Genomic DNA, 25,268 nt, shown 5'->3' with positions numbered 1-25,268 from the left:
ATGCGGCGGGAGGTTCGTGGGGTGCTGGGCTCAGGGTCCGGTGCGCGGCGAGTCCGCGGAATGCCGGACCGAGGCCCGGGTGCGCGGCAGGTCGGGGGGTTGCCGGGCCTGTGGTCCCGGCCGTGGCGGCGGGTTCACAGCGCGCCGCCCCGGGGGACCGGCGCGCGGTACGCGAGTGAGGGGCTGCGCCGATGACCGTCCGTATCCTTCCCGCCGTCGGCGACATCGACTCGGCCCGCGCGCTCACCACCCTGCTGAGCCAGCTCGCCGACACCGAACCCGCCCCGCCCGTACCCGACTCGACGGCCCTCCTCGACACCCTCGCGCGCCTCGCGGCCGAGTCCCTCGACGAGCTCCCCGAAGTGGTCCTGGTCCATGAACGCATAGGCCCCGTACCGGCGTTGGACCTCATCCGCGACCTCGTGATGCGCTTCCCCGCGGTCGGCGTCGTCCTCATCACCGCCGACACCGGCAACAGCGTCCTCACCGCCGCCATGGACTGCGGCGCCCGCGGCATCATCGGCCTGCCCCTCGGCTACGACGCCCTCGCCGAACGCGTCCAGGCCGCCGCCGCCTGGTCCGCCGGCATGCGCCGCCACCTGCACAGCGGCGCGCCCGAGCTGTACGCGGGCCCCGGCGGCACCGTCATCACGGTGACCGGCGCGAAGGGCGGCGTCGGCGCGACCGTCACCGCGGTCCAACTCGCCCTCGCCGCACGGGCGTCCGGCCACGACGTGGCGCTGCTCGACCTGGACCTCCAGTCCGGGGACGTGGCCTCGTACCTCGACGTGCAGTTCCGCCGGTCGGTGGCCGACCTGGCGGCCATCACCGACATCAACCCGCGCGTCCTCCAGGACGCCGTCTACACCCACGACAGCGGCATCGCCCTGCTCCTGGCCCCCGCCGAGGGCGAACGGGGCGAGGAGGTCACCGACCGCGTGGCCCGCCAGGTCATCGGCGCACTCCGCTCCCGCCACGACGTGGTGATCGTCGACTGCGGCTCCCAGATGAACTCGGCCACCGCGGCGGCCGTCGAGATGGCCGACCGGGCCCTGCTCCTCGTCACCCCCGACGTCATCGCCGTACGCGCCGCCAAACGCATGGTCCGTATGTGGGACCGCCTCCAGATCCGCAAGGCGGAGGAGACCACGACGGTCGTGAACCGCTTCGCCCGCGGTACGGAGATCCAGCCGTCCCTCGTCGAACGCGTCACCGGCACCAAGGTCGCCCGCTCCGCGGTCCCCGCCGCCTTCAAGGAGCTCCAGTCGGTCGTCGACGCGGGGCGGCTGCAGGACCTGGACGCCCGCTCGACCGTCAAACAGGCACTGTGGGCACTCGCCGCCGAGCTGGGACTCGCGGCCCCCCAGGAGGGCGGGGGCGGCGGCAGGCGGCGCAAGGCGTCCGCGTCGGACCGGGGCGCGCTGTCGCTCCGCCGCCGGGACGGTGACCGGGGAGCGGTCACCCTCGAATTCGCCGGGATGTTCCCGCTGCTGCTCGTCGTCATGACGATCCTGTGGCAGTGCGTGCTGTACGGCTACTCGTACTCGCTGGCCGGGAACGCGGCGGACGAGGCGGCACGGGCCGCCACCGCTGCGTACGCGGTGAACGGCGACGTCCCGGGCGCCTGCGCGGCGGCCGGGAGCAGGCATCTGCCGGGTTCCTGGAAGGGCGCGGACATCCGCTGCGGCGTTGCGGGCCCCGTCATGCGGGCCACCGTCCAGGTCGACGTCCCGCTGTTCTTCCCGGGCTTCGACGCGGGCTTCCGCGTACGGGGCAGCGCGGGCGCGGCACTGGAGGGGGACACCGGATGAAGACGCACCTCCGACGCGGCCCACACACCCCGCACGGGCTTCGCGCCGCGCACGGGCTTCGCGCCGCGCACGGGCTTCGCGCCGCGCACCGGCCGGGCTCCGCGCACCGGCCGGGCTCCGCGTATCGGCCGGGCTCCGCGCACCGGCCGGGCGCCATGGCCGGGCTCCGTGCCGCGGCCCGGCTCCGCCCGGCGGGCGGGTTCCGTGCGGCGCGCCGGCTCCGGGGGGACCGGGGTGTCTCCATCCTGGAGTTCGTGGGGTTCCTGCCCATCCTGCTGATGATCGGGATGGCGACCATCCAGCTCGGTCTCATCGGGTACGGCATCAACCAGGCCGGTTCCGGGGCGCGGGCCGCCGCGCGGGTCGCCTCGCAGGGCGGCGACGGCGGGGCGGCGGGACACGCCGCCGTGAGCGGATGGCTCAACCCGAACGTGTCGTTGGAGGGAGGGCCCGGGGCCGACCTCACCACGGCCACGGTCACGGTCACGGTCCCCAACGTCATCCCCCTCTTCGACCGTTACCCCGTCACCCGTCACGCCACCATGCCCACCGACGACTGACCGGGAGGAGCCGACACCATGAGCCTGCGTTCCCGCATCGCCCCCGACGAGGGGGGACCCGCCCGTGAGGACGGACACCTCGTCGCCGTCTACCGCGCGAAACTCCTCGAAGAGATCGACCTCGCCGAGATGTCCAGCCTGGCGGCGGCCGAACGCCGCGTCCGGCTCGAACGCGTCCTCGGCCACATCATCAGCCGCGAGGGCCCGGTCCTCTCCACCTCCGAGCGCTCCCAGCTGATCCGCCGGGTGGTCGACGAGGCCCTCGGGCTCGGCGTCCTCGAACCGCTCCTCGCCGACGCGTCCATCACCGAGATCATGGTCAACGGCCCGGACTCGATCTTCGTGGAGCGAGCCGGCCGCGTCGAACAACTGCCGCTGCGCTTCGCGTCCAACGAGCAGCTCATGCAGACCATCGAACGCATCGTCTCGACGGTCAACCGCCGCGTCGACGAGTCCAACCCGATGGTCGACGCCCGCCTGCCCACCGGCGAACGCGTCAACGTCATCATCCCGCCGCTCGCCCTGACGGGCCCCACCCTGACCATCCGCCGCTTCCCCCGCGCGTACACGCTCCCCGAGCTCATCGGCCTCGGCTCCCTCGACGAACAGACGCTCATGCTGCTCGCGGCGTTCGTCAGGGCCCGCTTCAACGTGATCGTCAGCGGCGGCACCGGCAGCGGCAAGACGACCCTGCTGAACGCGCTCTCCGGCCTGATCCCGGCCCACGAGCGCATCATCACGATCGAGGACTCCGCCGAACTCCAGCTCCAGCAGGAGCACGTCATCCGCCTCGAATCACGTCCCCCGAACGTGGAGGGCAAGGGCCAGATCACCATCCGCGACCTGGTCCGCAACTCGCTGCGCATGCGCCCCGACCGCATCATCGTCGGCGAGGTCCGCGGCGGCGAGACCCTCGACATGCTCCAGGCCATGTCGACCGGCCACGACGGCTCCCTCGCCACCGTCCACGCGAACTCCGCCGAGGACGCCCTCATGCGGCTTCAGACCCTCGGCTCGATGTCAGAGGTCCAGATCCCCTTCGAGGCGCTCAAGGACCAGATCAACTCCGCCGTCGAGGTCGTCGTCCAGTTGTCCCGGCACGCCGACGGCTCCCGCAAGGTCACGGAGGTCGCGCTGCTCGTCTCGCACGGCCGCGAACAGTTCCGCGTCACCCCCGTCACCCGGTTCGTGCCCCGCCCGGTCGGTCCCGACCGCGTCGTCCGGGGCCACTTCGAGCACCTCCCGCTCCCGCGCTCGGTCGCGGAGAAGCTGTACGTCGCCAACGAGCCGCTGCCGGCCGCCTTCGGGGTCGCCGAGGCCATCGACGTACTGAACACCAGGCAGGCGATCGGATGACCTCCCCCACTTCCGGGTTCCCCACCTCCGGGCCGTCCACTTCCGGGCCGTCCGCCCCCGGGTTCCGCACCTCCGGATTCCGCACCTCTGTGCCGTCCGTCTCCGGGCCGTCCGCCCCCGGGTTCCCCACCTCGGGGTCCTCCACCCCCGAGCCCCCCACCCCCGAAGGGAGGCAGCCGTGAACGACCCCGCTCTCCTCGCCCTCGGCGGGACGCTCCTCGGCGGCACACTCGCCGTCGCGGGCGTGCACTCCTACGCCTCGGGCCGCGCCCAGCGACGGGATCTGGTCGACCGCCTCTCCGGCGGCGACCCGTCGCACATGGCGGGCCGCCGTGTCCGCCGCTTCGCGGGCATCGACCGCCGGCTGCGCCGCACCCGCCTCGGCCGCACGATCCACCTGCGCCTGACGGCCACCGGACTCGACGTCACGGCGGGGGAGTTCTTCACCTACGTCGCCACCGTGGTCGTCGCCCTGTGGCTGATCGCGGCCGCCACGCTCGCCCCGTTCTTCGGCCCGATCGCCGCCGTCCTCGGCGTGTGGAGCGCGGCCGTCTTCCTCAACTGGCAGCGCCAGAAGCGCATCGAGGCGTTCATCAACCAACTCCCCGACGTGGCACGCCTGCTGGCCAACGCGACGGCGGCGGGCCTCGCCCTGCGGACGGCGCTCGCCATGGCGGCGGAGGAGCTGGAGGCCCCGGCGGGCGAGGAACTCGCGCACGTGGCGGATCAGTTGATGCTGGGCCGCACCATCGACGACGCCCTCGGCGAGCTTTCCGAGCGCCTGCCCTCCCGTGAGCTGATCGTCCTCGTCACGACCCTCGTCCTCGCCAACAAGGCGGGCGGCTCCGTCGTCAGCTCCCTGCGCAACCTCACCCAGACCCTGGAGGACAGGAAGGAGACCCGCCGCGAGGTCCGCACGATGCTCTCCGAGGTCAACGCGACCGCCTTCACGGTCCCCTTCCTCGGCATCGGCTCGCTGGTCCTGATCAACTCCTCGAACGAGGGCGCCCTCGCCCGCGTCACCGGCTCCCCGCTGGGCCAGGGCCTGGTGCTGCTGGCCCTCGGCCTCTACACCGTGGGCTTCTTCGTCATCCGCCGGCTCGGCAAGATCGAAGTGTGAGGGAGGGGTCACGTTGCTGCCGCTGCTGCTCGCCGTCCTGATGGGTGCGGCCGTCGCGGGCGTCCTCCTGGGCGTCCGGATGATCCGCGCCGACGTCAAACTCCCCAGCGATCTCCAGCTCGCCCTGGAGGTCGGCGGCACCCGTGTCTCCGCCGCGGACTCGGCCGTCGACCGCCTCGGCATGCGCTTCGCGCCGACCGTCCTGCGCCTGATGGGCCCCCGGCGCGTGGACGCCAAACGCCGCCGCATCGACATGGCGGGCAACCCCGGCGGCATGACGCTGAACCGCTACGCGGCCCGCCGCGCGGTCTACGGCGTCTTCGGCGTAGTCCTCGGCCTGGTCTTCCTCTCCAACGGCCAGCTCCTCTTCGCCGTGCTCACCCTCGCCTTCGGCCTGGTCGCCGCGGACGCCCTCATCTGGCAGGCCGTCCGCGAACGCAAGGAGGTCATCGACCGCACCCTGCCCGACTTCCTCGACGTCCTCGCGGTCGTCGTCTCGGCGGGCCTCGGCTTCCGCCAGGCCCTGGACCGCGTCGCGGAGAAGTACGAGGGGCCCTGGGCCGACGAACTGCGCATCACCCTGCGCCAGATGGACATGGGCGTCAGCCGCCGCCAGGCCTTCGACGAGCTCCGCAGGCGCAACTCCTCCGAGCAGGTGGCCCAGTTCGTGTCGGCCCTCCAGCAGGGCGAGGAACTCGGCTCCCCGATCGCCGAGACCCTCATCCAGCTCGCCACGGACATGCGCCGCACAGACGCCCAGAACGCCCGCCGCCGCGCCGCCAAGACCATCCCCAAGGCCACGATGGTCACCCTCGTCTTCATGCTCCCGGCCACGATGATCCTCATCGCGACAGGCATGTTCCTGGGCTCGGGGACGAACTTCGGCTCGATCCTGGGGCGCTGATGAACGCCTTCCCGAGCAGTCGAGGTCACGCGGGCCGGGGGAGCCGACGGTGGTCCTGGTCCTCCCTGTCCGCGCGCAGCCGCGAACGGGGCACCGGCTACCTCGCGGACGACGTCCCCGCCCCCGGCGGCATCCGCCTCCAGCTCAACGCCCTCCAGGCCCTGTGCCGGCAGGCCTTCGCGGTCCGCCTGGCGGCCATCGCGATCGGCGCCCCCTTCGCGATGTCGAACGCCACCGACGGCCTCCCGCGCTACGCGGTCCTGGCCGCGGCCGTCCTCGGCGTCATGGGCTCCTACGCCATGCTCCGGGACTGGGACCGCTTCGGCCCCCGCCTCCTGGCCCACCCGACCCTGATGGGCCTCGACCTCACCTTCGGCGCGGTCCTGCTCCTGACCGCGTCCCCGGCCTCCCCGCTCGCCTACGCCACGGTCTGCACCCCGCTGCTCTCCGGCCTGCTGTACGGCTGGCGCGGCGCGGGCGTCTTCACCGGCTTCCAGCTCGTCGTCCTGCTCACGGTGTTCAGGGCCTGGGAGCACCGGCCGGGCGCGGGCTCCAACACCCTCCTCATCGCGGGCTTCTGCGTCGGCGCCGGCATCATCGGCGTCACCCTGCGCAATCTGATGTTCCGCTTCGGCACGGCGAGCCAGGCCCTGTCCGAGGCGACCAGCAGGCTCGCCGTCGCGGAGGCCGTGGAGTCCGAACGCGCCCGCCTGGCACGCGAGATGCACGACTCGGTCGCCAAGACGCTGCACGGCCTCGCACTCGCTGCGGAGGCCCTGGCCGCCTCGGCGGACGGCGCTGCCCCGGGGGCGCTCAAACGCCAGGCGACGGTCGTGGCCGACGCGGCGCGCCTCGCCGCCGCGGAGTCCCGCACGCTCCTGTCGGACCTGCGGCGCCACACCGACCTGACCGACCCGGACACCGATCTCCTCCCCGAACTCCGCTCCATGACGGCCGACTTCGAGGCCCGCACCCGCCTCGCCGCCGCCGTACGGCACCGAGGCGCGGACCCGGTCCTTCCCAGCACCGCCGCCCACCACGCCCTCGCGGTCGTGTCCGAAGCCCTGGAGAACGCCCACCGCCACGCGGGCGCGAGCGCGGTGACGGTCGAACTCGACGTGTCGGCACACGAGTTCTCGCTGTGCGTACGGGACGACGGAGCGGGACTGCCGACGCCCGCGACCCCCGCGGCACTCGCCGCCTGGACGAGATCCGGCCATTTCGGTCTGCTCGGCATGACCGAACGGGCCGCCTGCGTCGGCGGCCACCTCGCACTGGACCGATCCCCGCGAGGGGGCACCGAGGTCCGGCTGACCCTCCCGCTCCCGTCGGCCGCCCTTCCCTCTTCCCCCACTCCCCAAGAGGAGGCCGCACATGCCTGACCAGGCACTTTCCGGCCCGCCCCTGCGTGTCCTCGTCGCCGACGACAACCCGGTCGTACGGGCCGGCCTGACCGCGCTGCTGGACGCGCACCCCGACATCGCCGTCGTCGCGGCGGCCCGGGACGGCGCGGAGGCACTGGCCCGCGCCGCCCGCCTCATCCCGGACGTGGTCCTGCTCGACGTGCGCATGCCCGGCACGGACGGCCTCACCGCGCTGCCCGAACTGTGCCGGATCGCCCCGGTGATGATGCTGACATACAGCCGCGAACCGGAGGTCGTGGCGGAAGCCCTGCGCAGAGGCGCGTCCGGCTATCTCGTCCATGGCGAGTTCACGGCGGCCGAACTGATCGCCGCCGTACGGGATGTTCGCCACCGACCCCCGACTGTCCCGGATTCAATCGGACTTTCGCACCAACCGCCCTCTTTCTCTTCGCATCTGCAATCAACTGTGGCACAGTCGTCGGAGGCTCGGCCCGTACCAACGGCGGGACTTCACCGTCACGCCGTCCATCAGCCCGACTTCGGCCTGAGTTCAAGGGAGGTGGAGGTGATGGACCTCATCGCGGCCGGCATGAACAACCGCCAGATCGCCGCCACCTGCTTCATCGCAGAGAAGACCGTCAAGAATCACATCAATCGCATCTTCGCGAAGCTGCACAGTTCTTCGCGCAGCGAAGCGATCGCCCACTGGCTGGGCACCGCCCATGAGGGGTGGAGCCGATGACTCCCCAGCCGAGAAGTTGGGCCCCTGGGCCCACCCGGAGTAGGCGACTTCTCACGTACGGTGCTCGGGTCGTTAGTGGAGTCGGCCGGGAGGGCAGTCCTGATGAACAGGTTCACCATGTGGACGCGAACGGTGATCTCCCGGACACGGGGCACGAACCGGGACGCGGGAGCGGGGTTCGTGGAGTACGCGGGCCTGATGATCATCATTGCGGGGATCTTCACGTTGATCGACCAGATAGGCCTGGACGGGTTGATCTCCACAGCGATCAGGACCGCGGTCACCCAGGTCACCGGCGGCGGCTGACCCGACCGGTTCGCGGCGACCGGGGTCAGACCCTCCCCATCTACATCTGGCTGACGGGGATTCTGCTCTTCGCCGCATTCGCCTTCTTCGCCTTCGCTCAAGCAGCGTCCGCCCGCAACGGAGCTCAATCCGCGGCGGACGCTGCTGCGTTGGCGGCCGCGCAGGATTCCCGCGACGAGCTGATGGCCGGGTTGACGGGAGCCGTCGGCACGGACGACCACTGGCTGGACTGGCTCAACGGCGACAAGTTCCAGGGCGCGGGGGCATCGGCCGCCGCCGACCGGCTGGCCGCCGAGAACGACTCGACGGTGCAGGGCGGGGCCCAGCCCGCCTTCGTGAACGGATTCCCTGGCTATCGCGTGGCGATCGAGACCCGTTACACGGTGGGCGACTCGATCATCCCGGGCACGGAGAACCGCCACGCCACAGCCCAGGCGACGGCAGTCATACAGCCTCGCTGCACCTTCGCCACCGACGCGGATCCCAAGAAGCTCATGCAGCTGGACTGCGGCGGGCGCATTGTGGACATCGATCCCGAACATTTCAATTCGGACGACCTTCCCGACGCGTCCGTGCTGTTCTCTGTGCATCTGGCCGAGTGAGAGGAAGCCGTACCGATGGATCTCCGGCACACCATGAAGGGCCGCAGGGCCATGGCCGCGGTGGCGATCACGACCGGATTGTTCCTCACGGTGTCCGGGTGCGGAGGCGGAGACGGCGGCGGCACGCCGAAGGCGACCAGGTCCTCCGCGCAGTCGGGCAAGGGCGGCGGCGACGGCGCGGAGCAGGCGTCACCGACAGCGAGCCAGGACCAGATCCTGGCCGAGGTCAAGGGTAACGACGTGACGCTCACGATCACCTCGGCCGTGCGGGACCAGGGTGGATTCGTGACCGTGAGCGGGACGGTGACCAACGGGGGCGGCCAGTTCTGGGTCGCCGCGAACTGGCGGGGCGACGAGCGCGAGTTGAGCCGGAACGGCGCCTCAATGGCCGGGGCCTCCTTGACCGACAGCAAGGGCAAGAAAAAGTACCTGGTTCTGCGGGACACCCAAGGGCGTTGCCTGTGCACCAAGTTCGACGGCGGTGGAGTGGACGCCGGCAAGTCGGCCGAATGGTTCGCCCAGTTCCCCGCACCCCCCGCCGACACCACCGCCGTCGACTTCCAGGTCGGCTCCATGCCACCCGCCTCCATCGAGATCTCCGAGGGCTGAGCCATGGCCCTCCCGCCCCGCGGCGCCGCGACGACGTTCACGGCCCTCGCCGTGCTGATCACCCTCGGTCTCCCGGGTCCCGCGTACGCGGACGACGGCGACCCCAGCGCCCCGCCCGGCAGCGTCACCACTCCTTCGCCCCCCGAAGTCGACGCCACCAGTCCGGGGCTCAAGCTCGCCGACGGGGCGACGCTGGCGCCCGCCAAGGTGCTGGACATCAAGTCGGTCGTGGAGGACCTGGGAGGTGAGGAGCGCCGGACGGACACCAACTCGGATGTGACGTTCGCGCTCCAGGCGGAGGTCCTCTTCCCCAAGGACAGCTCGAAACTGAACGCGGACTCCCAGTCCCGCATCCAGGCGATCGCGGACGAGATCAAGGCCCAGCACGCGACGACCGTCCGGGTCTTCGGATTCACCGACAACCTCGGCTCGTACGCGCACGGTCTGACCCTGTCCAAGAACCGCGCGGAGCAGGTGCACGACCGGCTGGCCGCCGCGCTCGGTTCCGCGGAGTCGGACATCACCTTCGAGGTGCGTGGCTACAGCGAGGACTACCCGATCGCCGACAACACCTCGGAACAGGGCCGCCGCAAGAACCGCCGCGTGGAGGTGACCTTCCCGAGGGGCCCGGCCAACGGGAACAGCGCCTGACGCGCGCGTCACCTTCTCCGGCGTTCCGCCTCCTGGCAGCATGCCCCGACGAACGGGTCGCGCACGAGGTCGATGGAGTCCGCCATGAGGAAGATCGTGTCGATGATGTCGGTGTCCCTCGACGGATTCATCGAGGGCCCGAATCGCGAGATCGACTGGCATCGGGTCAACACGGAGATGCTCCGGCACTTCAACGAGGAGATCAGGGAGTTCGGCGCCCTGTTGCGCGGCGAGCGCGTGACCACCGACGGGCGGTACGTGAAGCTCGACGGCGTCGCCCTCGACTGGTCGCCCGCCGAGGCGCCCGAGGTACTCACCGGTGCCACCGGGCCCCGTACGCTCCGCCTCGCCGGTGAGGTCGCGGACGGCACCGTCCTCACCGCCTCGACCACCGTCGACGGGGTACGGCGGGCCCGCCGGCTCATCGACGAGGGACGGCTGGCGGCCGGACGGACGGCCGGACACCACCGGGTGGTCGTCTATCTGCACACCGCCACCGGGGCCGACGCCGCCGCCCGGCTGCGCGCCGAGATCGAGGCCGACGGCGAGGACCCCGTCCCGGAACACGGTGTCGCGGGCGACGCGGACACCGTCGCCAAGGCCGTCCAGCGGCTCGCGGACGCCGGCGCCGACACGGTGGTCCTCCAGCCCACCGCCGACGAGCCGGCCCCCGAGGGGTTCGTCCGCTTCGCGGCCGAGCAGGTGCGCCCGCTGCTCCCCCAGGACCCGCCGCCCGGCCGGTCATGACGGAGGAGACCGACCGGTCCGGCCGGTCAGCCAGGCCGGTGATCCCCCGTTCCCCCGTCGATCAGCTCCCGCACGATGTCCATGTGACCCGTGTGCCGTGCCGTCTCCTCGATCATGTGGACCAGCACCCAGCGCAACGAGACCGTCCGGCCGTTCCACGTCGTGCCCACGTCGTCGAGCGCCAGCTCGGTGACGGTCCGGTCGGCGGCGGTGCGGGCGCGGCCGTAGAACTCGACGATCCGCTCCGTCGTCTCGTCCTGGCCCGCGCTCATGTCCTCGTCGGAGAAGGGGTCGAACCACAGCGGCTCGACCTCGCGGCCGAAGGCCGAGCAGAACCAGCCGTACTCGACGGACGCGAGGTGTTTCACCAGCCCCAGCAGATTGGTGCCGGACGGGGTCATCACCCGTCTGACCTGTTCGTCGTCCAGGCCCTGGAGCTTCCACAGCACGGCGTCCCGATGCCGGTCGAGACTGGCGTGCAGGGTTTCCTTCTCGCCGCCGGTGTACGGCGTCGGCGTGGCTCCCGGATTCGTAGGCATGCCCGGAACGTAGCAGCGGCCACTGACATCACCCGCCCGGGAAATCACGTCGCCCCGCGACCGCGTCCGTTGCGAGAATCGTCCCATGAGCACCGCGCGCACCTTCGAAGACCTCGTCGCCGAAGCCGAGACGGCGTCCGTCGACGGCTGGGACTTCTCCTGGTTCGAGGGCCGGGCCACCGAGGAGCGGCCCTCGTGGGGCTACGCGCGGGCGATGGGGGAGCGGCTGGCCCGCGCGCGCGGCGCCCTCGACATCCAGACGGGCGGCGGGGAGGTCCTGAACTCCGCCCCGAAGCTGCCCGCGCTCACCGTCGCCACCGAGGGCTGGCCGCCGAACGTCGCGAAGGCCACCGCCCTGCTCCACCCCCGGGGCGCCGCGGTGGTCGCCTGCCCGGAGGACGCGCCGCTGCCGTTCGCGGCCGGGGCCTTCGACCTGGTCACCAGTCGGCACCCGGTGGCGACGTACTGGGACGAGATCGCTCGCGTGCTGTGCCCCGGCGGCACCTATTTCTCCCAGCAGGTCGGCCCCGCGAGCGTCTTCGAGCTCGTCGAGTACTTCCTCGGCCCGCAGCCTGAGGAGGTCAGGAACGGCCGCGACCCGGGCCTCGCCCGCGCCGCCGCCGAGGCCGCCGGGCTCGACGTCGTCGATCTGCGCTCGGAGCGGCTGCGCATGGAGTTCCACGACGTCGGCGCCGTCGTCCACTTCCTGCGCAAGGTGATCTGGATGGTCCCGGGCTTCACCGTCGACGCCTACCGGCAAAGGCTCCGCGCCCTGCACGAACAGATCGAGACGCAGGGCCCGTTCGTCGCACACAGCGCCCGCTTCCTGATCGAGGCACGCAAACCCCGGGGGACCGCAGACCCGCAGGACTAGCCACCACGCGGGCCCCGAAGGACGCAGACCCGCAGGCCCAGCCGCCGCGCAGGCCCCGGAGGACCGCAGACCCGCAGACCCGCAGACCCGCAGCCCAGCCACCGCGCGAGCGTCCCGCGACCACGCCGCGGGCCTGCTGTCGGTCCTACGACTCCGCGACCACGCCCGCGGTCCGTCGTCAGCCACACGACCCCGCGGCCAGGCAAAAACGGCCCCGCCGTCACAGGCGCACCCCCGCCGTCACAGGCGCACCCGTGCCGTCACCCATCCACCCGTGCCGTCACGCATGTGGCCCTGACGTCACTTTCCCCACCACCAACTCCGGCGTCGCCTCCAGGATTTCGCCCACCCGTTCCGCCTGTCGTGCCAACTCCCCCTCCTGTGCCGCTGTCAGCCGTACCAGCGGCTCCACGGTGACCGTCGTGCGGCGTCCGCTGCGCCGCTGGTGCCAGACCCCGGACACCACGCCGTCGACGAGCAGCACCGGATGGTTCCCCGCCTGGCCGCCGGCCAGCGCCCGCTCGTGGGCGGCCCCGGGGAACAGCAGTTCACGCGGCCGGCAGCCGATGCCGTACGCGTCGAAGTACGGCAACAGCCGGACTCCGCGCGCCGGTTCACCCGGAAAGTCGGTGTCGCCCGCCGCCACCCACGCCGGTCCGCCCACGAAGTCGACCTCTTCGATCACCCCGGCGTCGGCCTGCGCCGCGGTCATCCGTGCATCTTGCGCGAAGGGGCTCGGACCGGTCGGAATCGCCGTCAAAGCGGCGGTCCAGAAGGAGAGCCCGGTGGCCGGCAGCAGATGAAGGGTGCCGCGCGGGCCGTACGTCTTCACCAGCGAGCGCTCCTCCCGAAGTGCCGCGCGGACGTCCGCCCGGGTCACGCCCTCGGCCCGTACGCCCACCGACACCTCTGCCGCCGACAGCACCTGCGCGTGGGCGCCGAGCATCGAGCCGACCACCTCGGCGACCGGTGTCCCGGCCCGCGCGGGAACGGACAGGAACTGTCGTTCCAGGCGTCGGGCGTTCGCCTCGTCCCATGTGATCCTCAAGGTCATACGGCCGACGCCAGACGGGAAAGAGGTCAGTTCCTGTCCGCTGTGCGGAGCCCCGGCGACGCGCGCAACGCGGGCGAGCGGGGTGATCCACGCAGGTCCGAGCAGATTGACCGAAAACACCCCGTTGAGGCCTGCTCGGAGTGAGATGTCCGTCCGGATGGCGGATGCGGGCTCGGTCGTGCACCGGGCGGCGCGCACCGCATCCCCACGGGTTTTCCACATCGTTATCGAGCGTGTGTCGCCCCGGATGTTTGGCTCACGTAAGTTCAGACCAAGGTAATTCGCGTGAGCAAAGCTGCGCGTGTGGCACCGCGCAGCGGAGGGGGCTGCGCGGTGCCGCCTTGCCCGGTGACGTGCTGTCAGCCGTCCTGGACCGTGATCCGCGCCCCGCGCCGCACTCCCCATCGCCGCATCGCCCCGGCCTCCGCCTCCAGGATCTGCCGGGCTCGCGGCCGTGGCAGCCCCAGTCGGCCCGGACGCATCGTGCGCACCGCCAGGACGCGCGACGACCGGTCCAGATAGGCGACGTCGATCGCGAACCGCATCCCCAGTGTGTGCACCGAGTTCGCCGGAGTCAGCAGCAGCGCGCCCTCGATCCCCGAGCGCCCGAGCAGTCCCCGCCGCCGGGCGCGCGCCGTCGTGGCGAGCTCCAGGGGTACCGGCTCGGATGTCCCCCGTGCCGTGTCCGTCGTGAACGTGGCCATGGGTGCGAAGTTAGCGGTGGAGTCAAGCGGGAGCACGCCGCGCGGATCACTCGCCCGGAGTACGTGGGGACAAGTCGGCGCCACGCCCCATAAGCGGGCGCAGACCCATTGGATCTCTCCCGATCCTCCTCGATTCCCTTTGAATCAGCCATGATTCGGCCATGATCACACCCGGAATCGATGGTTCCGTGCTCACTGTGGCGTTGCCGGGCGACTTCGGAGAGTAGTTGTGGCACGCGGATGCACGCAGCATCACTTACGAAGGGTTATGGTGGAAACCCCCCCTCGGGCCGGTCCGTCTCCCCCCCCACGGACCGGCCCGTTTTTTTGTGTCCGCGACGGCCCGCCCGGCAGGCGCCCCCGTGCGCCCCCCGGACGGGCCGCCTCGCGCGGCGGGGCTTTCGGTGACTCAGTGCCGTTGGGCCCAGATGTTCGCGCCCTGTGTCGAGACCGCGAACGTGTCGATCTCCTCCAGCTCCTCGTCCGTGAGCTTCGGGGCCGACAGCGCCGCCAGGTTCTCCTCCAGCTGCCGCACGCTGGACGCGCCGATGAGGGCGGAGGTCATCCGCTCGTCGCGCAGTACCCAGGTGAGCGCGAGCTGGGCGAGGGACTGGCCGCGCCGGGCCGCGATGTCGTTCAGCCCGTTCAGCCGGCGTACGACGTCCTCGCTCAGCAGGTCCGGGTCCAGCGACTTGCCCTGGGTGGCGCGCGAGCCCTCCGGGATGCCCTTGAGGTACTTGCCCGTCAGCAGGCCCTGCGCGAGGGGCGCGAAGGAGATGCAGCCCATGCCGGCCGCCTCCAGCGTGTCGAGCAGGCTGTCGTCCTCGGTCCAGCGGTTGATCATCGAGTACGAGGGCTGGTGGATGAGCGGACGGACGCCCATCCCGGTGAGGATCCGGGCCGCCTCCGCCGTCTGCTCGCCGGTGTACGAGGAGACGCCGACGTACAGCGCCTTGCCCTGCTGGACGGCAGACGCGAGGGCGCCCATCGTCTCCTCCAGCGGGGTGTCCGGGTCGAAGCGGTGCGAGTAGAAGATGTCGACGTGGTCCACGTCCATCCGCCGCAGCGACGCGTCGAGGGAGGACAGCAGGTACTTGCGGGAGCCCCACTCGCCGTAGGGTCCCGGGTGCATGAGGTAGCCCGCCTTGGTCGAGATGACCAGCTCGTCCCGGTAGGGGGCGAAGTCCTCCTTCAGCAGCCTGCCGAAGTTGATCTCCGCGGAGCCGGGTGGCGGCCCGTAGTTGTTGGCGAGGTCGAAGTGGGTGACGCCGAGATCGAACGCGCGGCGCAGGATCGCGCGCTGGGAGTCCAGTGAGCGGTCGTCGCCGAAGTTGTGCCACAGGCCGAGCGAGATCGCGGGCAGCCTGAGGCCGCTGTGGCCCGTACGCCGGTATTCCATCGAGTCGTACCGCTCCGTTGCGGCCCGGTACAGAGAGGGGTCGTTCATGGGGACGAACCTATGTCAGGGCTCACAGGCCCCTCGGCAGCTCCCGCGTTTCGCGGGGGTAGGCTTCGCCCTGGGGGATCGTCATATGGACAGGCCTGTGCTCGGGCGCGACTGTCCGATCCGCACGGAGGGGCTGACAACACGTGACCTTGCGCGACAACCTGCGCCGTCTGCTGGTCAGGTTCTATGCACGCAGGGTGGAAGGCCACCTCGACCACGACCAGGTGCCCAAGCACATCGGCGTCATCATGGACGGCAACCGGCGCTGGGCGAAGGCGGCGGGTTCCACCACCGCCCAGGGCCATCGGGCCGGAGCCGACAAGATCGGGGAGTTCCTCGGCTGGTGCTCCGAGACCGATGTCGAGGTCGTCACCCTCTGGCTGCTGTCCACCGACAACTTCGACCGCCCCCAGGAGGAGCTCGGTCCGCTCCTCGGCATCATCGAGGGTGTCGTCCGCACCCTGGCGGCCGACGGCCGCTGGCGGGTGCACCACGTCGGGACGCGGGACATCCTGCCCTCCCCGATGCAGTCGGCCCTCAAGGAGGCCGAGGAGGCCACCGCGCACGTCGAGGGCATAGTCGTCAACGTCGCCATCGGCTACGGCGGCCGCCAGGAGATCGCCGACGCCGTGCGCTCGATGATCCTCGACGCCGCCGACAAGGGCACCTCGATGGAGGACCTCGCGGACCGCGTCGACGTCGACCTCATCGGCAAGCACCTCTACACCGGCGCGCAGCCCGATCCCGACCTGGTGATCCGCACCAGCGGTGAACAGCGGCTGTCCGGGTTCATGCTCTGGCAGACCGCTCACTCCGAGTACTACTTCTGCGAAGTCTTCTGGCCCGCCTTCCGCAAGGTCGACTTCCTGCGCGCCCTGCGTGACTACGCGGCGCGACACCGCCGTTACGGAGGCTGAATCCCGAGGTGTCCCGCCGTGCCCGGGACACCTCGCGGGGACGTACGTCATCGGGAGTTAACGAACGCGCCGTCATATGCCGTGGCATGGCTTCGCTCGTTCGAGGGCATAAGCCTTGCAGGTCGACACCCGAACCACGGGTGTCGTATCTCAGCGGACGGCTCGGGGCCGTCCGCCCGGGAGGCCCTTTGCACCAGCCCGACCGTGCGGTCAGTACGGACGAAGCGGAGGGCCGGTTTTCGGCCCGTGCATCGGCGCCGGTAACCGGTCCAGATCTCCTTCGTCGCTCCCCGACCTCATCCGAGGGGGTACGTCCTTCCGTGGTGACCAGCACAAAGCGCCGCAAGCCAGACCGGCGCACCTATGTTCTCGACACCAGCGTCCTGCTGGCCGACCCGAATGCCCTGAGCCGCTTCGACGAGCATGAAGTCGTGCTTCCGATCGTCGTGGTCACGGAGCTGGAGGCCAAGCGGCACCATCCCGAACTCGGCTACTTCGCCCGGCAGGCCCTGCGTCTGCTCGACGAGTTCCGGGTCCGGCACGGCCGCCTCGACTCCCCGATTCCCGTCGGGGAGCTCGGCGGGACGGTTCGGGTCGAGCTCAACCACTCGGACCCCAGCGTCCTGCCCAGCGGGTACCGCCTGGGGGACAACGACTCCCGCATCCTCGCGGTCGCCCGCAACCTGCAGGCCGAGGGTTATGACGTCACCGTCGTCTCGAAGGACCTGCCGCTCAGGATCAAGGCGTCCTCCGTGGGTCTCCTCGCCGAGGAGTACCGCGCGGAGCTCGCCATCACGGGCTCCTCCGGCTGGACCGGAATGTCCGAACTGAGCCTGGCCGGCGAGCAGGTGGACATCCTCTTCGAGGAGGGGCACGTCTACGTCCCCGAAGCGGCCGGCCTGCCCGTGCACACGGGCCTGACGATCCAGTCGGAGCGCGGCAAGGCCCTCGGCCGTGTCACGGCGGAGGGCAACGTCCGGCTCGTACGCGGCGATCGCGAGGCGTTCGGCATCAAGGGCCGCAGTGCCGAGCAGCGCATCGCGCTCGATCTGCTGCTCGACCCGGACATCGGGATCGTGTCGATGGGCGGCCGGGCCGGCACCGGCAAGTCCGCGCTCGCGCTCTGCGCGGGCCTGGAGGCCGTCCTCGAACGCCGTCAGCACCAGAAGGTGATGGTCTTCCGGCCGCTGTACGCGGTGGGCGGGCAGGAGCTCGGCTATCTGCCCGGTTCCGAGTCCGAGAAGATGAGCCCCTGGGCCCAGGCGGTGTTCGACACGCTCTCCGCGGTCACCAGCCGCGAGGTCATCGAGGAGGTCACCGCGCGGGGCATGCTGGAGGTCCTGCCGCTCACGCACATCCGCGGCCGCTCGCTCCACGACGCGTTCGTGATCGTGGACGAGGCCCAGTCCCTGGAACGGAACGTCCTGTTGACCGTTCTGTCCCGTATCGGGGCCAATTCGCGGGTCGTTCTGACCCATGACGTGGCACAAAGGGACAATCTGCGCGTCGGGCGTTACGACGGAGTGGTCGCCGTCGTAGAGAAGTTGAAGGGCCATCCGCTCTTCGCGCACGTCACGCTGAATCGTTCCGAGAGGTCCCAGATTGCGGCACTCGTGACCGAAATGCTGGAGGACGGGCAGATCTGATCCCAGGTGTCCCCGCCTGGTCAAAGGGTGGTTGATACACGCTGGTTGGCGCCGTCCGGCAAAGGTGAAAAGCCTAGCCGGGCGGCGTCTTGCCGCGCTGAGGTTTCCAGGAAACAGCTGAGGCAAACGGGGTGTGAGCTTTCACACGCGACGCGGAATTGCCGCGCGGTGACGGGTTGCGGCTAAAGTCTCACTCCTGTCAGGCCCCGCATACGACACAGCTGTACCCCCAGCGGTACGGCAACACCGGAACCTCAGAACTCCATAGAGCCGTCGTATGCCGCCCGCGCACCACGCGGCGCTCCCCGAGCGGGAGTTGCCCACCGGGCCCGTGTCTCCCCGTGACCCCGCAGTTGGGAGGCCAGCGCCGAGGGGCACGATTGCGTCCGCGAGGGTCACCTAAACGGGCGATGCTGGAAGGAAACCGTGTGAGCCGGATTTCGGTCCGGGGATTCGCAGTGGCTTCGGCCACGGCGGTCACCGCTGTCGGAAGCGTGGTCGGAGTTGCCTCGGGCAGCGTCGCCCAGCCCTCGAACGATGCCGAGGCGACGGCGAGCGACTCGACTCTCCTCGCAGACATACCTGCTGGCCAGCAGGCCCAGGTGCAGACCGCGTCACTGACGCAGCAGGCCGACGCCCAGGCCATCGCCGCCGACGCGAGCGCCAAGAAGGACGCGGAGGAGTCCGCCCGCAAGCAGGCGGCCGACGACGCCGTCGCGAAGCAGAAGGCTGCGGCGAAGGCCGAGCAGGAAGCCAAGGAGCGCAAGGAGGCGAAGGAAGCGGCCAGCCGCTCCGCGACGCGTGACGCCTCCACGTTCTCCGTCCAGGCCTCGTACAGCGTCGCCCAGATCCAGGCGATGGCGGCCCAGATGGTGCCGAGCGGTCAGTTCCAGTGTTTCAGCAACATCGTGAACCACGAGTCGAGCTGGAACTACCACGCCGTCAACGCCTCCTCGGGTGCCTACGGCCTCTTCCAGGCCCTGCCCGCGGGCAAGTACGCGTCCGCCGGGTCCGACTGGCAGACCAATCCGGCCACCCAGATCAAGTGGGGCCTGAACTACATGAACGGCCGGTACGGCAGCCCGTGCGAGGCCTGGTCGTTCTGGCAGGCCAACAGCTGGTACTAGGCTCCGCGCCTTCCACCGGCCGCTCAACCTCGCGAAGCCCCTCCCCGTCCTAGGGTGAGGGGCTTCGGCCATGTACGGTCGGACCCGACGACTCCAGGGGGGAGTGCTGGGGAGCAGCGGGGGAAAAGGACGTTTCATGTCGCGTGTACCAGGATGGCTCGGCCGGCTCGGCGCCGTACTCACCGAGCTGGACGAGCGGTTGGACGAACGCCGCGCCGAGGTCGAGATGGAGTCGCGGGGCCCCCTCGACGGCGAGGGCGTCGTCCTCGACGCGCGCACTCCCGTCGACGCGCCCGGCATCCCCTCGGAGGCTCCCGAGCCTCTCAAGGACCCGGTGGCGGACGCCGAGCCGTCCGCGCTCCCGGTCCAGCGGCCTTCCGAGGAGACGGCCACGACAGCCGCGTACGCGGTGACGCCCCAGCGCCCCGACCCCGCCCTCGCCGTGCCGTGGGGGGTGCGCGTCGCCGCCGAGGCCGGCTGGCGGCTGCTCATCCTCGCGGGCACCGTCTGGGTGCTGATGCGGGTCATCAGCGCCGTGCAACTGGTGGTGCTGGCCTTCGTGGCCGCGCTGCTCATCACCGCGCTGCTCCAGCCGACGGTGGCCCGGCTGACGCGCTGGAAATTGCCGCGCGGGCTCGCCACCGCGCTCACCGCGATCCTCGGCTTCGTCATCATGGGGCTGATCGGCTGGTTCGTGGTCTGGCAGGTCCAGGAGAACATCGACAACCTCTCCAGCCAGATCCAGGACGGCATCGACGAGCTGCGCAAGTGGCTCCTCAAGGGGCCGTTCCATGTGACGGACAAGCAGATCAACAAGATCGCGAAGAATCTCCGCGAGGCGATCGGCGCGAACACGGACCAGATCACCACGGCGGGCCTGCAGGGCGTGACGGTGGTCGTCGAGGCCCTCACGGGCATCCTGCTCACGATGTTCTCGACCCTCTTCCTGCTCTACGACGGCAAGCGGATCTGGGAGTGGTCGCTCAAGCTCGTCCCGGCCGCCGCCCGGACCGGGGTCGCGGGCGCGGGCCCGCGCGCGTGGCGCACGCTCACGGCCTACGTCCGCGGCACGGTGATAGTGGCCATGATCGACGCGATCTTCATCGGCCTGGGCATCTACTTCCTCAAGGTCCCCATGGCCGTGCCGCTCGCCGTCTTCATCTTCCTCGGCGCGTTCATCCCGCTGGTGGGCGCGGTGATCTCCGGGGCGCTGGCGGTGGTGGTCGCGCTGGTGACCCAGGGCGTCTTCACCGCCGTCATGACCCTCGCCGTGGTCCTCGCCGTCCAGCAGATCGAGGGCCACATCCTGCAGCCCTTCATCCTGGGCCGCGCGGTCCGTGTCCACCCGCTCGCGGTGGTCCTCTCGGTCGCCGCGGGCGGCATGGTCGCCGGCATCGGCGGAGCGGTCGTCGCGGTCCCGCTGGTCGCGGTGACCAACACGGTGGTCGTGTACCTGCGTTCGTACGCCCGTGAGGCGGACCTGCGACACGCCCCGGAGCCCCGGGGCGCCACCGCGCTGGACGCGTCCCCGGCCCACCGTCTGACGCCGTAGGGCCTCCCCCGCTCGCGCGCGTGCGCCGGTGGGCGCCCGGGATCCGGGGGACGGCAAACACTCAGGGCCCCGCCCACCACAGAGGTGAACGGGGCCCTGAAAGCTTGAGCAGGCGCGGACCGCCCGGGGCGAGGGGACCTGCTCGGCGCGCGAGGACTACTCGGCGAGAACGGCCTCGGCGTCCAGCGTGGCGCCGACCGCCTGGAGGACGGCCGCGATCTTGAACGCCTCCTGGATCGTCTCCCGGTCGACGCCCGCCTTGCGGAGCACCTGCTCGTGCGAGTCGAGGCACTGCCCGCAGCCGTTGACGGCGGAGACGGCGAGCGACCACAGCTCGAAGTCGACCTTGTCCACACCGGGGTTGCCGATGACGTTCATCCGCAGGCCGGCCCGCAGCGTGCCGTACTCCGGGTCGGAGAGCAGGTGCCGCGTCCGGTAGAAGACGTTGTTCATCGCCATGATCGCGGCGGCCGACTTGGCGGCCGTGTACGCCTCGGGCGACAGCCGGTCCTTCGCCTCCGGCTCCAGCTCACGCAGCACGCGCGGGGAGCGCGAGGCGATGGCGCAGGCCAGCACGGTGCCCCACAACCGCTGCTGCGGGAGGTCGCTGTTGCCGATCACCGAACCGAGGTTCAGACGCAGATCCTTGGCGTAGTCCGGTACGGCGGACTTCAGTTCGTCAAGAGCCATGGAAGGTCACTCACCGGCCAGAAGGGAGGCCGCGTCGAGGGTGTTCTCGCCCTTGGTCCAGTTGCACGGGCAGAGCTCGTCCGTCTGGAGAGCGTCCAGGACCCGCAGGACCTCCTTGGGGTTACGGCCGACGGAGCCGGCGGTCACCATGGAGAACTGGATCTCGTTGTTCTGGTCGACGATGAAGACGGCGCGCTTGGCGAAGCCGTCCTCGCCCTCGATGCCGAGGTCACGCATGAGCTCGTGCTTCGAGTCGGCCATCATCGGGAAGGGCAGGTCACGCAGGTCGTCGTGGTCCTTGCGCCAGGCGTGGTGCACGAACTCGGAGTCGCCGGAGAAGCCGAGGACCTGGGCGTCACGGTCGGCGAACTCGTCGTTCAGCTTGCCGAAGGCCGCGATCTCGGTCGGGCACACGAAGGTGAAGTCCTTGGGCCACGCGAAGACGATCTTCCACTTGCCCTCGTAGGTCTTGTGGTCGATCTGCTCGAACTCCTGGCCCTTCTCCAGCGATACGCAGGCGGTCAGGTCGAACTGGGGGAACTTGTCACCGACAGTGAGCACGTGCTCTCCTTGCAGCGCGGGGCAGCCCTTTTTGGGGGCATTTCCCTGGGGGTGGACGTACTTGATGTTGACACAGGCTGCATTGATACGGGAAATAGCTACACTCGGTCGTGTTGATCGGATGCGACTATCAGTGACACCCGGTGATCCAGCCCGGTGATCCAGCCCGGTGATCCAGCCCGGCGCCGGTCCGGAGCGAGAGGTACGGCCATGACGAGCCCCATCGGCAGGGCGGGCGCCAAGGGCGGCGGCCGCCGCAGCCCCAGCCTCGCGCAGCTGCGCGCCTTCACCGCCGTGGCCGAGCATCTGCACTTCCGCGACGCCGCCGCCGCGATCGGCATGAGCCAGCCCGCGCTGTCCGGCGCGGTCTCCGCCCTGGAGGAGATCCTCGGGGTGACCCTGCTGGAGCGTACGACCCGCAAGGTGCTGCTGTCGCCCGCCGGTGAGCGTCTCGCCGTACGAGCCAAGGCGGTGCTGGACGAGGTCGGCGCGCTCATGGAGGAGGCGCAGGCCGTGCGCGCCCCGTTCACCGGAGCGCTGCGCCTCGGCGTCATCCCCACCGTCGCCCCCTACCTCCTGCCCACCGTCCTGCGGCTCGTCCACGACCGCTACCCCGACCTCGACCTCCAGGTGCACGAGGAGCAGACGGCCAGCCTGCTGGAGGGACTCGCGGTCGGGCGGCTCGACCTGCTGCTGCTCGCCGTCCCCCTGGGCGTGCCCGGTGTCCTCGAACTCCCGCTGTTCGACGAGGACTTCGTGCTGGTGACCCCGCTCGACCACTGGCTCGGCGGCCGCGAGGGCATTTCGCGCGAGGCGCTGCGCGAACTCCGTCTGCTGCTGCTCGACGAGGGCCACTGCCTGCGCGACCAGGCCCTGGACATCTGCCGCGAGGCCGGACGCGCCGATGCCCCCGTCACCACCACCGCCGCGGGCCTGTCCACCCTCGTCCAACTGGTCGCCGGAGGTCTCGGGGTGACCCTGCTGCCGCGTACCGCCGTCAAGGTGGAGACGACCCGCAGCAATCAGCTCCTCACCGGGTACTTCGCGGATCCGGCGCCCACCCGGCGGATCGCGCTCGCCATGCGGGCGGGCGCCGCGCGGGGAACCGAGTACCGGGAACTGGCGGAAGCCCTGCGCGAGGCGCTACGCCCCCTGCCCGTAAGGGTGTTGGGCGCGGAGGCCTGAACTGCCGCACATAGTCGGTCATTCGAACGACCGATGAGGCCTTTCGGTAGGCGGGATAATTCAACTTCCGTCAGGTAGTGCGACTCTCGCTGGGATATCCGCCCCGGCTGATACACATACCCCCTCAGGGTGACTCGTCAGGCGTCTGTGCGAAGTGCCGGAAGTTCCAAGGGGAGTGATGTCGGGCATTCGGGATTCCCTTGGCAGGGTCGGATACGACCTGCTGTCGCGCGCGCTGAGCGAATGCCAGGGCACACGGGCGACGGGGAAACTGCGGGTGTCCGGAAAGCCCGGGGGAGTATTCCATCTCCGCGACGGCTGTGTCGTCGCCGTCGAAAGTCCGGGCGCCCCCGGCCCCGAGGCGCGGCTGCTGCGCTCCGGCCGGATCAGCGGTGAGCAGTGGGCCGAACTGCTCCGCGAGGCCGGCGGCACCCGCTGGCCGGAGGCCGGGCTGATCGCGCACGGTTACGCGGGGGCCGCGCAGCTCCGGGTCGTCTGCATGATGGCGATGCAGGACGCGGCGTTCGCCGTCGTGGCCGGTGACGTGGAGGCGTGCGACCCGCTGGACGCCGCCTTCGAGCCGTACGCCCCGGTCGCCCTCGGGGAGGCCCCGGGGAGGTTGCTGCAGGACGCGGCGAGGAAGCTCGCGGCCGTCGCGGCCCTGCCGCAGCCCGTACGGCCGGACCGCGAGCGCCCTGTGCCCGCGCAGGTACCGGACGAGATACGCGAGCGGCTGCCGCCCCCTCAGAAGGAGTTACTGGCCCACGCCGACGGCCGCCGGACCGCCCGTGACATCGCGTTCGCGACCGGCCTCGGCGCCTACACCGTGACCGTGGGGATGGCCCGCATGCTCGGCGAGGGTCTGCTGGAACTGCCGGACGAGCCAGGGTCCGTCGCCCCCGTCACCGTCAGGGAACTGCCGACCGGAGCGCTCCGGCAACGGCCGTCCGGCGCCCCGCCCGCGATCGACCCCACGGTGTTCTCGGCCCTTTCCACCGCGGTGGCCGCCGGACGAGTCCCGGCCCCGGAGCCCGGCCCCGAGCCCGCCCCCGCCCCGCATCCCGGGGCGAGCGCTCCGTCCCTGCCCCGCAGAGAGCCCGGCGCGAACGCTCCGTCCCTGCCGCGCCGCGAGCCCGGCGCGAGCGGAATCACCGAAACGCTCGCTCCCGAAAGGAACGGGGCGAGCTGGAAAGGATTCTTCCGGCTCCGGCACCGGATCTGGACCCCGGACTCCGGCACGTGAAACCGCGTGCCTGTCACCGATCGAATGCGCACAACCATCAGGGAGTTCAATACATGAATCACGACGCGCTGGCCGGCGAAATGAGAGGGCTCCGGGAACAGGTGCCCGGAATCACCGATACGGCGGTGGCGGCGGCCGACGGAATGCTCATCGCGGCCGACACCGCCGACACCATCGACCCGGAGAGCCTCGCCGCGATCGCGGCCGCGGGCCTCGGCATCGCGCGCCGCGCGACCGGCGTGACCGGCCGGGGCGCGTTCCGGCAGACCGTGACCTACGGCAGTCAGGGCCTCGCGGCCTTCTACGCGGTCGGCGACACCGCGCTGATGATCGTCCTCGGCGACGAGGGCATCGACCTCGAACGGCTCCACGAGCGGACCCGACCGGCCCTCGGCCGTATCGAGTCGATTCTCACCGGGACCGACCCCGACCCGCTCGCCGGGACCCCGACCGGATCCGACGCGCTCGTCGGAGCCGTGACCGAAACCGCGACCGAAGGGGTATGACGACATGGCCAGCAAGCGAATGACACCGGGGTTCTCCGACCAGATCATGGGCCTGGTCAAATCACTGCGCACCGACGCGCCGGACTGCCTCGCCTCCGGGGCGGTCGACATGTCGACCGGAATGCTGCTGTCCTACGAGACCGTCGACAACCATCCGCCGGAGGTCCTGGACCTGCTCGCGGGCGCCACCCTCGACCTGTTCCAGGGGCGCACGGTCCAGATGATCGAGGACGTCTTCAAGGAGCGCCGCGGTATCGAGTCCGACTCGCACTTCTTCCAGGAGATCCTGGTCAACAGCGACAACCTCACCCATCTGTTCGTGCGCATGAACGACCAGCAGGACGTGGTCGCCGTGGTCGTCTGCCGCAAGGCGGTCAACGTGGGCATGCTCTTCGCGCAGGTCCGGCGCGTGGTGCGGGAGTACAGCATCTGAACGCGAACCGGTGGCCCG

General features: G+C 70.8%; 26 protein-coding genes and 1 pseudogene. 21 read left to right on the top strand and 6 right to left on the bottom strand.

Features of this window, described 5'->3' with window-relative positions; genetic code table 11:
- Positions 1 to 191 precede the first annotated feature (191 nt).
- From ACFYW8_RS15420 to ACFYW8_RS15365, 12 genes and pseudogenes are all read left to right on the top strand, one after another.
- Positions 192 to 1,811: a CpaE family protein gene (locus tag ACFYW8_RS15420; RefSeq protein WP_389073687.1), complete on the top strand. Its 1,620-nt coding sequence runs from the start codon at positions 192 to 194 to the stop codon at positions 1,809 to 1,811.
- Positions 1,808 to 2,371, top strand: a complete 564-nt coding sequence (locus ACFYW8_RS15415) for a TadE/TadG family type IV pilus assembly protein (protein ID WP_389073682.1) — start codon at positions 1,808 to 1,810, stop codon at positions 2,369 to 2,371. Before ACFYW8_RS15420 ends, ACFYW8_RS15415 begins: the two co-directional genes overlap by 4 nt.
- A gap of 18 nt (positions 2,372 to 2,389) precedes the next feature.
- Complete coding sequence (locus tag ACFYW8_RS15410) at positions 2,390 to 3,727, top strand: CpaF family protein (RefSeq protein ID WP_365877918.1); 1,338 nt, start codon at positions 2,390 to 2,392, stop codon at positions 3,725 to 3,727.
- A 178-nt stretch (positions 3,728 to 3,905) separates the two neighbouring features.
- Entirely contained in the window at positions 3,906 to 4,847 is a 942-nt protein-coding gene (locus ACFYW8_RS15405) for a type II secretion system F family protein (RefSeq protein ID WP_389073674.1), read from the top strand.
- 13 nt (positions 4,848 to 4,860) lie between these two features.
- Complete coding sequence (locus tag ACFYW8_RS15400) at positions 4,861 to 5,751, top strand: type II secretion system F family protein (protein ID WP_261702241.1); 891 nt, start codon at positions 4,861 to 4,863, stop codon at positions 5,749 to 5,751.
- Positions 5,751 to 7,133 (top strand): sensor histidine kinase, encoded by a 1,383-nt coding sequence (locus ACFYW8_RS15395; protein WP_389073669.1) that lies wholly within the window; start codon positions 5,751 to 5,753, stop codon positions 7,131 to 7,133. Before ACFYW8_RS15400 ends, ACFYW8_RS15395 begins: the two co-directional genes overlap by 1 nt.
- Entirely contained in the window at positions 7,126 to 7,857 is a 732-nt protein-coding gene (locus tag ACFYW8_RS15390; RefSeq protein WP_389073665.1) for a response regulator, read from the top strand. The genes ACFYW8_RS15395 and ACFYW8_RS15390 overlap by 8 nt, the downstream gene beginning before the upstream one ends.
- Before the next feature lie 102 nt (positions 7,858 to 7,959).
- Positions 7,960 to 8,163, top strand: coding sequence for a hypothetical protein (locus tag ACFYW8_RS15385; RefSeq protein ID WP_389073660.1), 204 nt, complete (start codon positions 7,960 to 7,962; stop codon positions 8,161 to 8,163).
- Positions 8,160 to 8,765: a pilus assembly protein TadG-related protein gene (locus ACFYW8_RS15380; RefSeq protein ID WP_389074015.1), complete on the top strand. Its 606-nt coding sequence runs from the start codon at positions 8,160 to 8,162 to the stop codon at positions 8,763 to 8,765. Before ACFYW8_RS15385 ends, ACFYW8_RS15380 begins: the two co-directional genes overlap by 4 nt.
- Positions 8,766 to 8,780: 15 nt before the next feature.
- On the top strand, positions 8,781 to 9,374 hold the full coding sequence (locus ACFYW8_RS15375) for a hypothetical protein (protein WP_389073655.1): 594 nt from the start codon (positions 8,781 to 8,783) through the stop codon (positions 9,372 to 9,374).
- 3 nt (positions 9,375 to 9,377) lie between these two features.
- The gene (locus ACFYW8_RS15370) at positions 9,378 to 10,025 is read left to right on the top strand and encodes an OmpA family protein (protein WP_389073650.1); all 648 of its coding nucleotides are present in this window, start codon (positions 9,378 to 9,380) and stop codon (positions 10,023 to 10,025) included.
- 81 nt (positions 10,026 to 10,106) lie between these two features.
- Positions 10,107 to 10,772, top strand: a pseudogene (locus ACFYW8_RS15365) (LLM class flavin-dependent oxidoreductase); the annotation flags it as partial.
- A 26-nt stretch (positions 10,773 to 10,798) separates the two neighbouring features.
- Here ACFYW8_RS15365 and ACFYW8_RS15360 read toward each other — a convergent pair.
- Positions 10,799 to 11,311: a DinB family protein gene (locus ACFYW8_RS15360; protein ID WP_389073645.1), complete on the bottom strand. Its 513-nt coding sequence runs from the start codon at positions 11,309 to 11,311 to the stop codon at positions 10,799 to 10,801.
- Between the two features lie 85 nt (positions 11,312 to 11,396).
- Here ACFYW8_RS15360 and ACFYW8_RS15355 point away from each other — a divergent pair, with 85 nt between their 5' ends.
- Complete coding sequence (locus tag ACFYW8_RS15355) at positions 11,397 to 12,185, top strand: class I SAM-dependent methyltransferase (protein ID WP_389073641.1); 789 nt, start codon at positions 11,397 to 11,399, stop codon at positions 12,183 to 12,185.
- Between the two features lie 280 nt (positions 12,186 to 12,465).
- Here ACFYW8_RS15355 and ACFYW8_RS15350 read toward each other — a convergent pair whose 3' ends face one another.
- From ACFYW8_RS15350 to mgrA, 3 genes are all read right to left on the bottom strand, one after another.
- Positions 12,466 to 13,239 (bottom strand): DNA glycosylase AlkZ-like family protein, encoded by a 774-nt coding sequence (locus tag ACFYW8_RS15350; protein WP_389073636.1) that lies wholly within the window; start codon positions 13,237 to 13,239, stop codon positions 12,466 to 12,468.
- 359 nt (positions 13,240 to 13,598) lie between these two features.
- Positions 13,599 to 13,943, bottom strand: coding sequence for a DUF192 domain-containing protein (locus ACFYW8_RS15345; RefSeq protein WP_389073632.1), 345 nt, complete (start codon positions 13,941 to 13,943; stop codon positions 13,599 to 13,601).
- 409 nt (positions 13,944 to 14,352) lie between these two features.
- A complete protein-coding gene (mgrA, locus tag ACFYW8_RS15340; RefSeq protein ID WP_389073628.1) occupies positions 14,353 to 15,390 on the bottom strand; it encodes an L-glyceraldehyde 3-phosphate reductase in 1,038 nt (345 codons plus the stop codon).
- A 143-nt stretch (positions 15,391 to 15,533) separates the two neighbouring features.
- On the opposite strand from mgrA, the gene ACFYW8_RS15335 reads away from it, so the two are divergent.
- The 4 genes from ACFYW8_RS15335 (at position 15,534) to ACFYW8_RS15320 (ending at position 20,632) form a co-directional block, all read left to right on the top strand.
- A complete protein-coding gene (locus ACFYW8_RS15335; protein WP_261702254.1) occupies positions 15,534 to 16,307 on the top strand; it encodes an isoprenyl transferase in 774 nt (257 codons plus the stop codon).
- A gap of 320 nt (positions 16,308 to 16,627) precedes the next feature.
- A complete protein-coding gene (locus tag ACFYW8_RS15330; protein WP_365877941.1) occupies positions 16,628 to 17,953 on the top strand; it encodes a PhoH family protein in 1,326 nt (441 codons plus the stop codon).
- A gap of 428 nt (positions 17,954 to 18,381) precedes the next feature.
- Positions 18,382 to 19,080, top strand: coding sequence for a lytic transglycosylase domain-containing protein (locus tag ACFYW8_RS15325; RefSeq protein ID WP_389073621.1), 699 nt, complete (start codon positions 18,382 to 18,384; stop codon positions 19,078 to 19,080).
- A 136-nt stretch (positions 19,081 to 19,216) separates the two neighbouring features.
- Positions 19,217 to 20,632 carry an AI-2E family transporter gene (locus ACFYW8_RS15320; RefSeq protein WP_365877945.1) on the top strand — a complete coding sequence of 472 codons (1,416 nt, stop codon included), beginning with the start codon at positions 19,217 to 19,219 and terminating at the stop codon, positions 20,630 to 20,632.
- A gap of 156 nt (positions 20,633 to 20,788) precedes the next feature.
- Here ACFYW8_RS15320 and ACFYW8_RS15315 read toward each other — a convergent pair whose 3' ends face one another.
- Positions 20,789 to 21,322: an alkyl hydroperoxide reductase gene (locus tag ACFYW8_RS15315; RefSeq protein WP_365877947.1), complete on the bottom strand. Its 534-nt coding sequence runs from the start codon at positions 21,320 to 21,322 to the stop codon at positions 20,789 to 20,791.
- A gap of 6 nt (positions 21,323 to 21,328) precedes the next feature.
- Positions 21,329 to 21,883 (bottom strand): peroxiredoxin, encoded by a 555-nt coding sequence (locus ACFYW8_RS15310; RefSeq protein WP_365877949.1) that lies wholly within the window; start codon positions 21,881 to 21,883, stop codon positions 21,329 to 21,331.
- 210 nt (positions 21,884 to 22,093) lie between these two features.
- On the opposite strand from ACFYW8_RS15310, the gene ACFYW8_RS15305 reads away from it, so the two are divergent.
- The 4 genes from ACFYW8_RS15305 to ACFYW8_RS15290 all read left to right on the top strand — a co-directional run bounded on the left by ACFYW8_RS15305 (position 22,094) and on the right by ACFYW8_RS15290 (position 25,250).
- Positions 22,094 to 23,068 carry a LysR substrate-binding domain-containing protein gene (locus ACFYW8_RS15305; protein WP_389073608.1) on the top strand — a complete coding sequence of 325 codons (975 nt, stop codon included), beginning with the start codon at positions 22,094 to 22,096 and terminating at the stop codon, positions 23,066 to 23,068.
- 178 nt (positions 23,069 to 23,246) lie between these two features.
- On the top strand, positions 23,247 to 24,311 hold the full coding sequence (locus ACFYW8_RS15300) for a MarR family transcriptional regulator (protein WP_365877953.1): 1,065 nt from the start codon (positions 23,247 to 23,249) through the stop codon (positions 24,309 to 24,311).
- A gap of 53 nt (positions 24,312 to 24,364) precedes the next feature.
- Positions 24,365 to 24,817, top strand: a complete 453-nt coding sequence (locus tag ACFYW8_RS15295; RefSeq protein WP_389073600.1) for a roadblock/LC7 domain-containing protein — start codon at positions 24,365 to 24,367, stop codon at positions 24,815 to 24,817.
- Positions 24,818 to 24,821: 4 nt separating this feature from the next.
- Positions 24,822 to 25,250 (top strand): hypothetical protein, encoded by a 429-nt coding sequence (locus tag ACFYW8_RS15290; protein WP_365877957.1) that lies wholly within the window; start codon positions 24,822 to 24,824, stop codon positions 25,248 to 25,250.
- Positions 25,251 to 25,268 lie beyond the last annotated feature (18 nt).

This window comes from Streptomyces sp. NPDC002742 (genome assembly GCF_042888885.1).
Lineage (GTDB): Bacteria > Actinomycetota > Actinomycetes > Streptomycetales > Streptomycetaceae > Streptomyces.
This window is presented reverse-complemented; position numbering and strand designations above follow the sequence as displayed.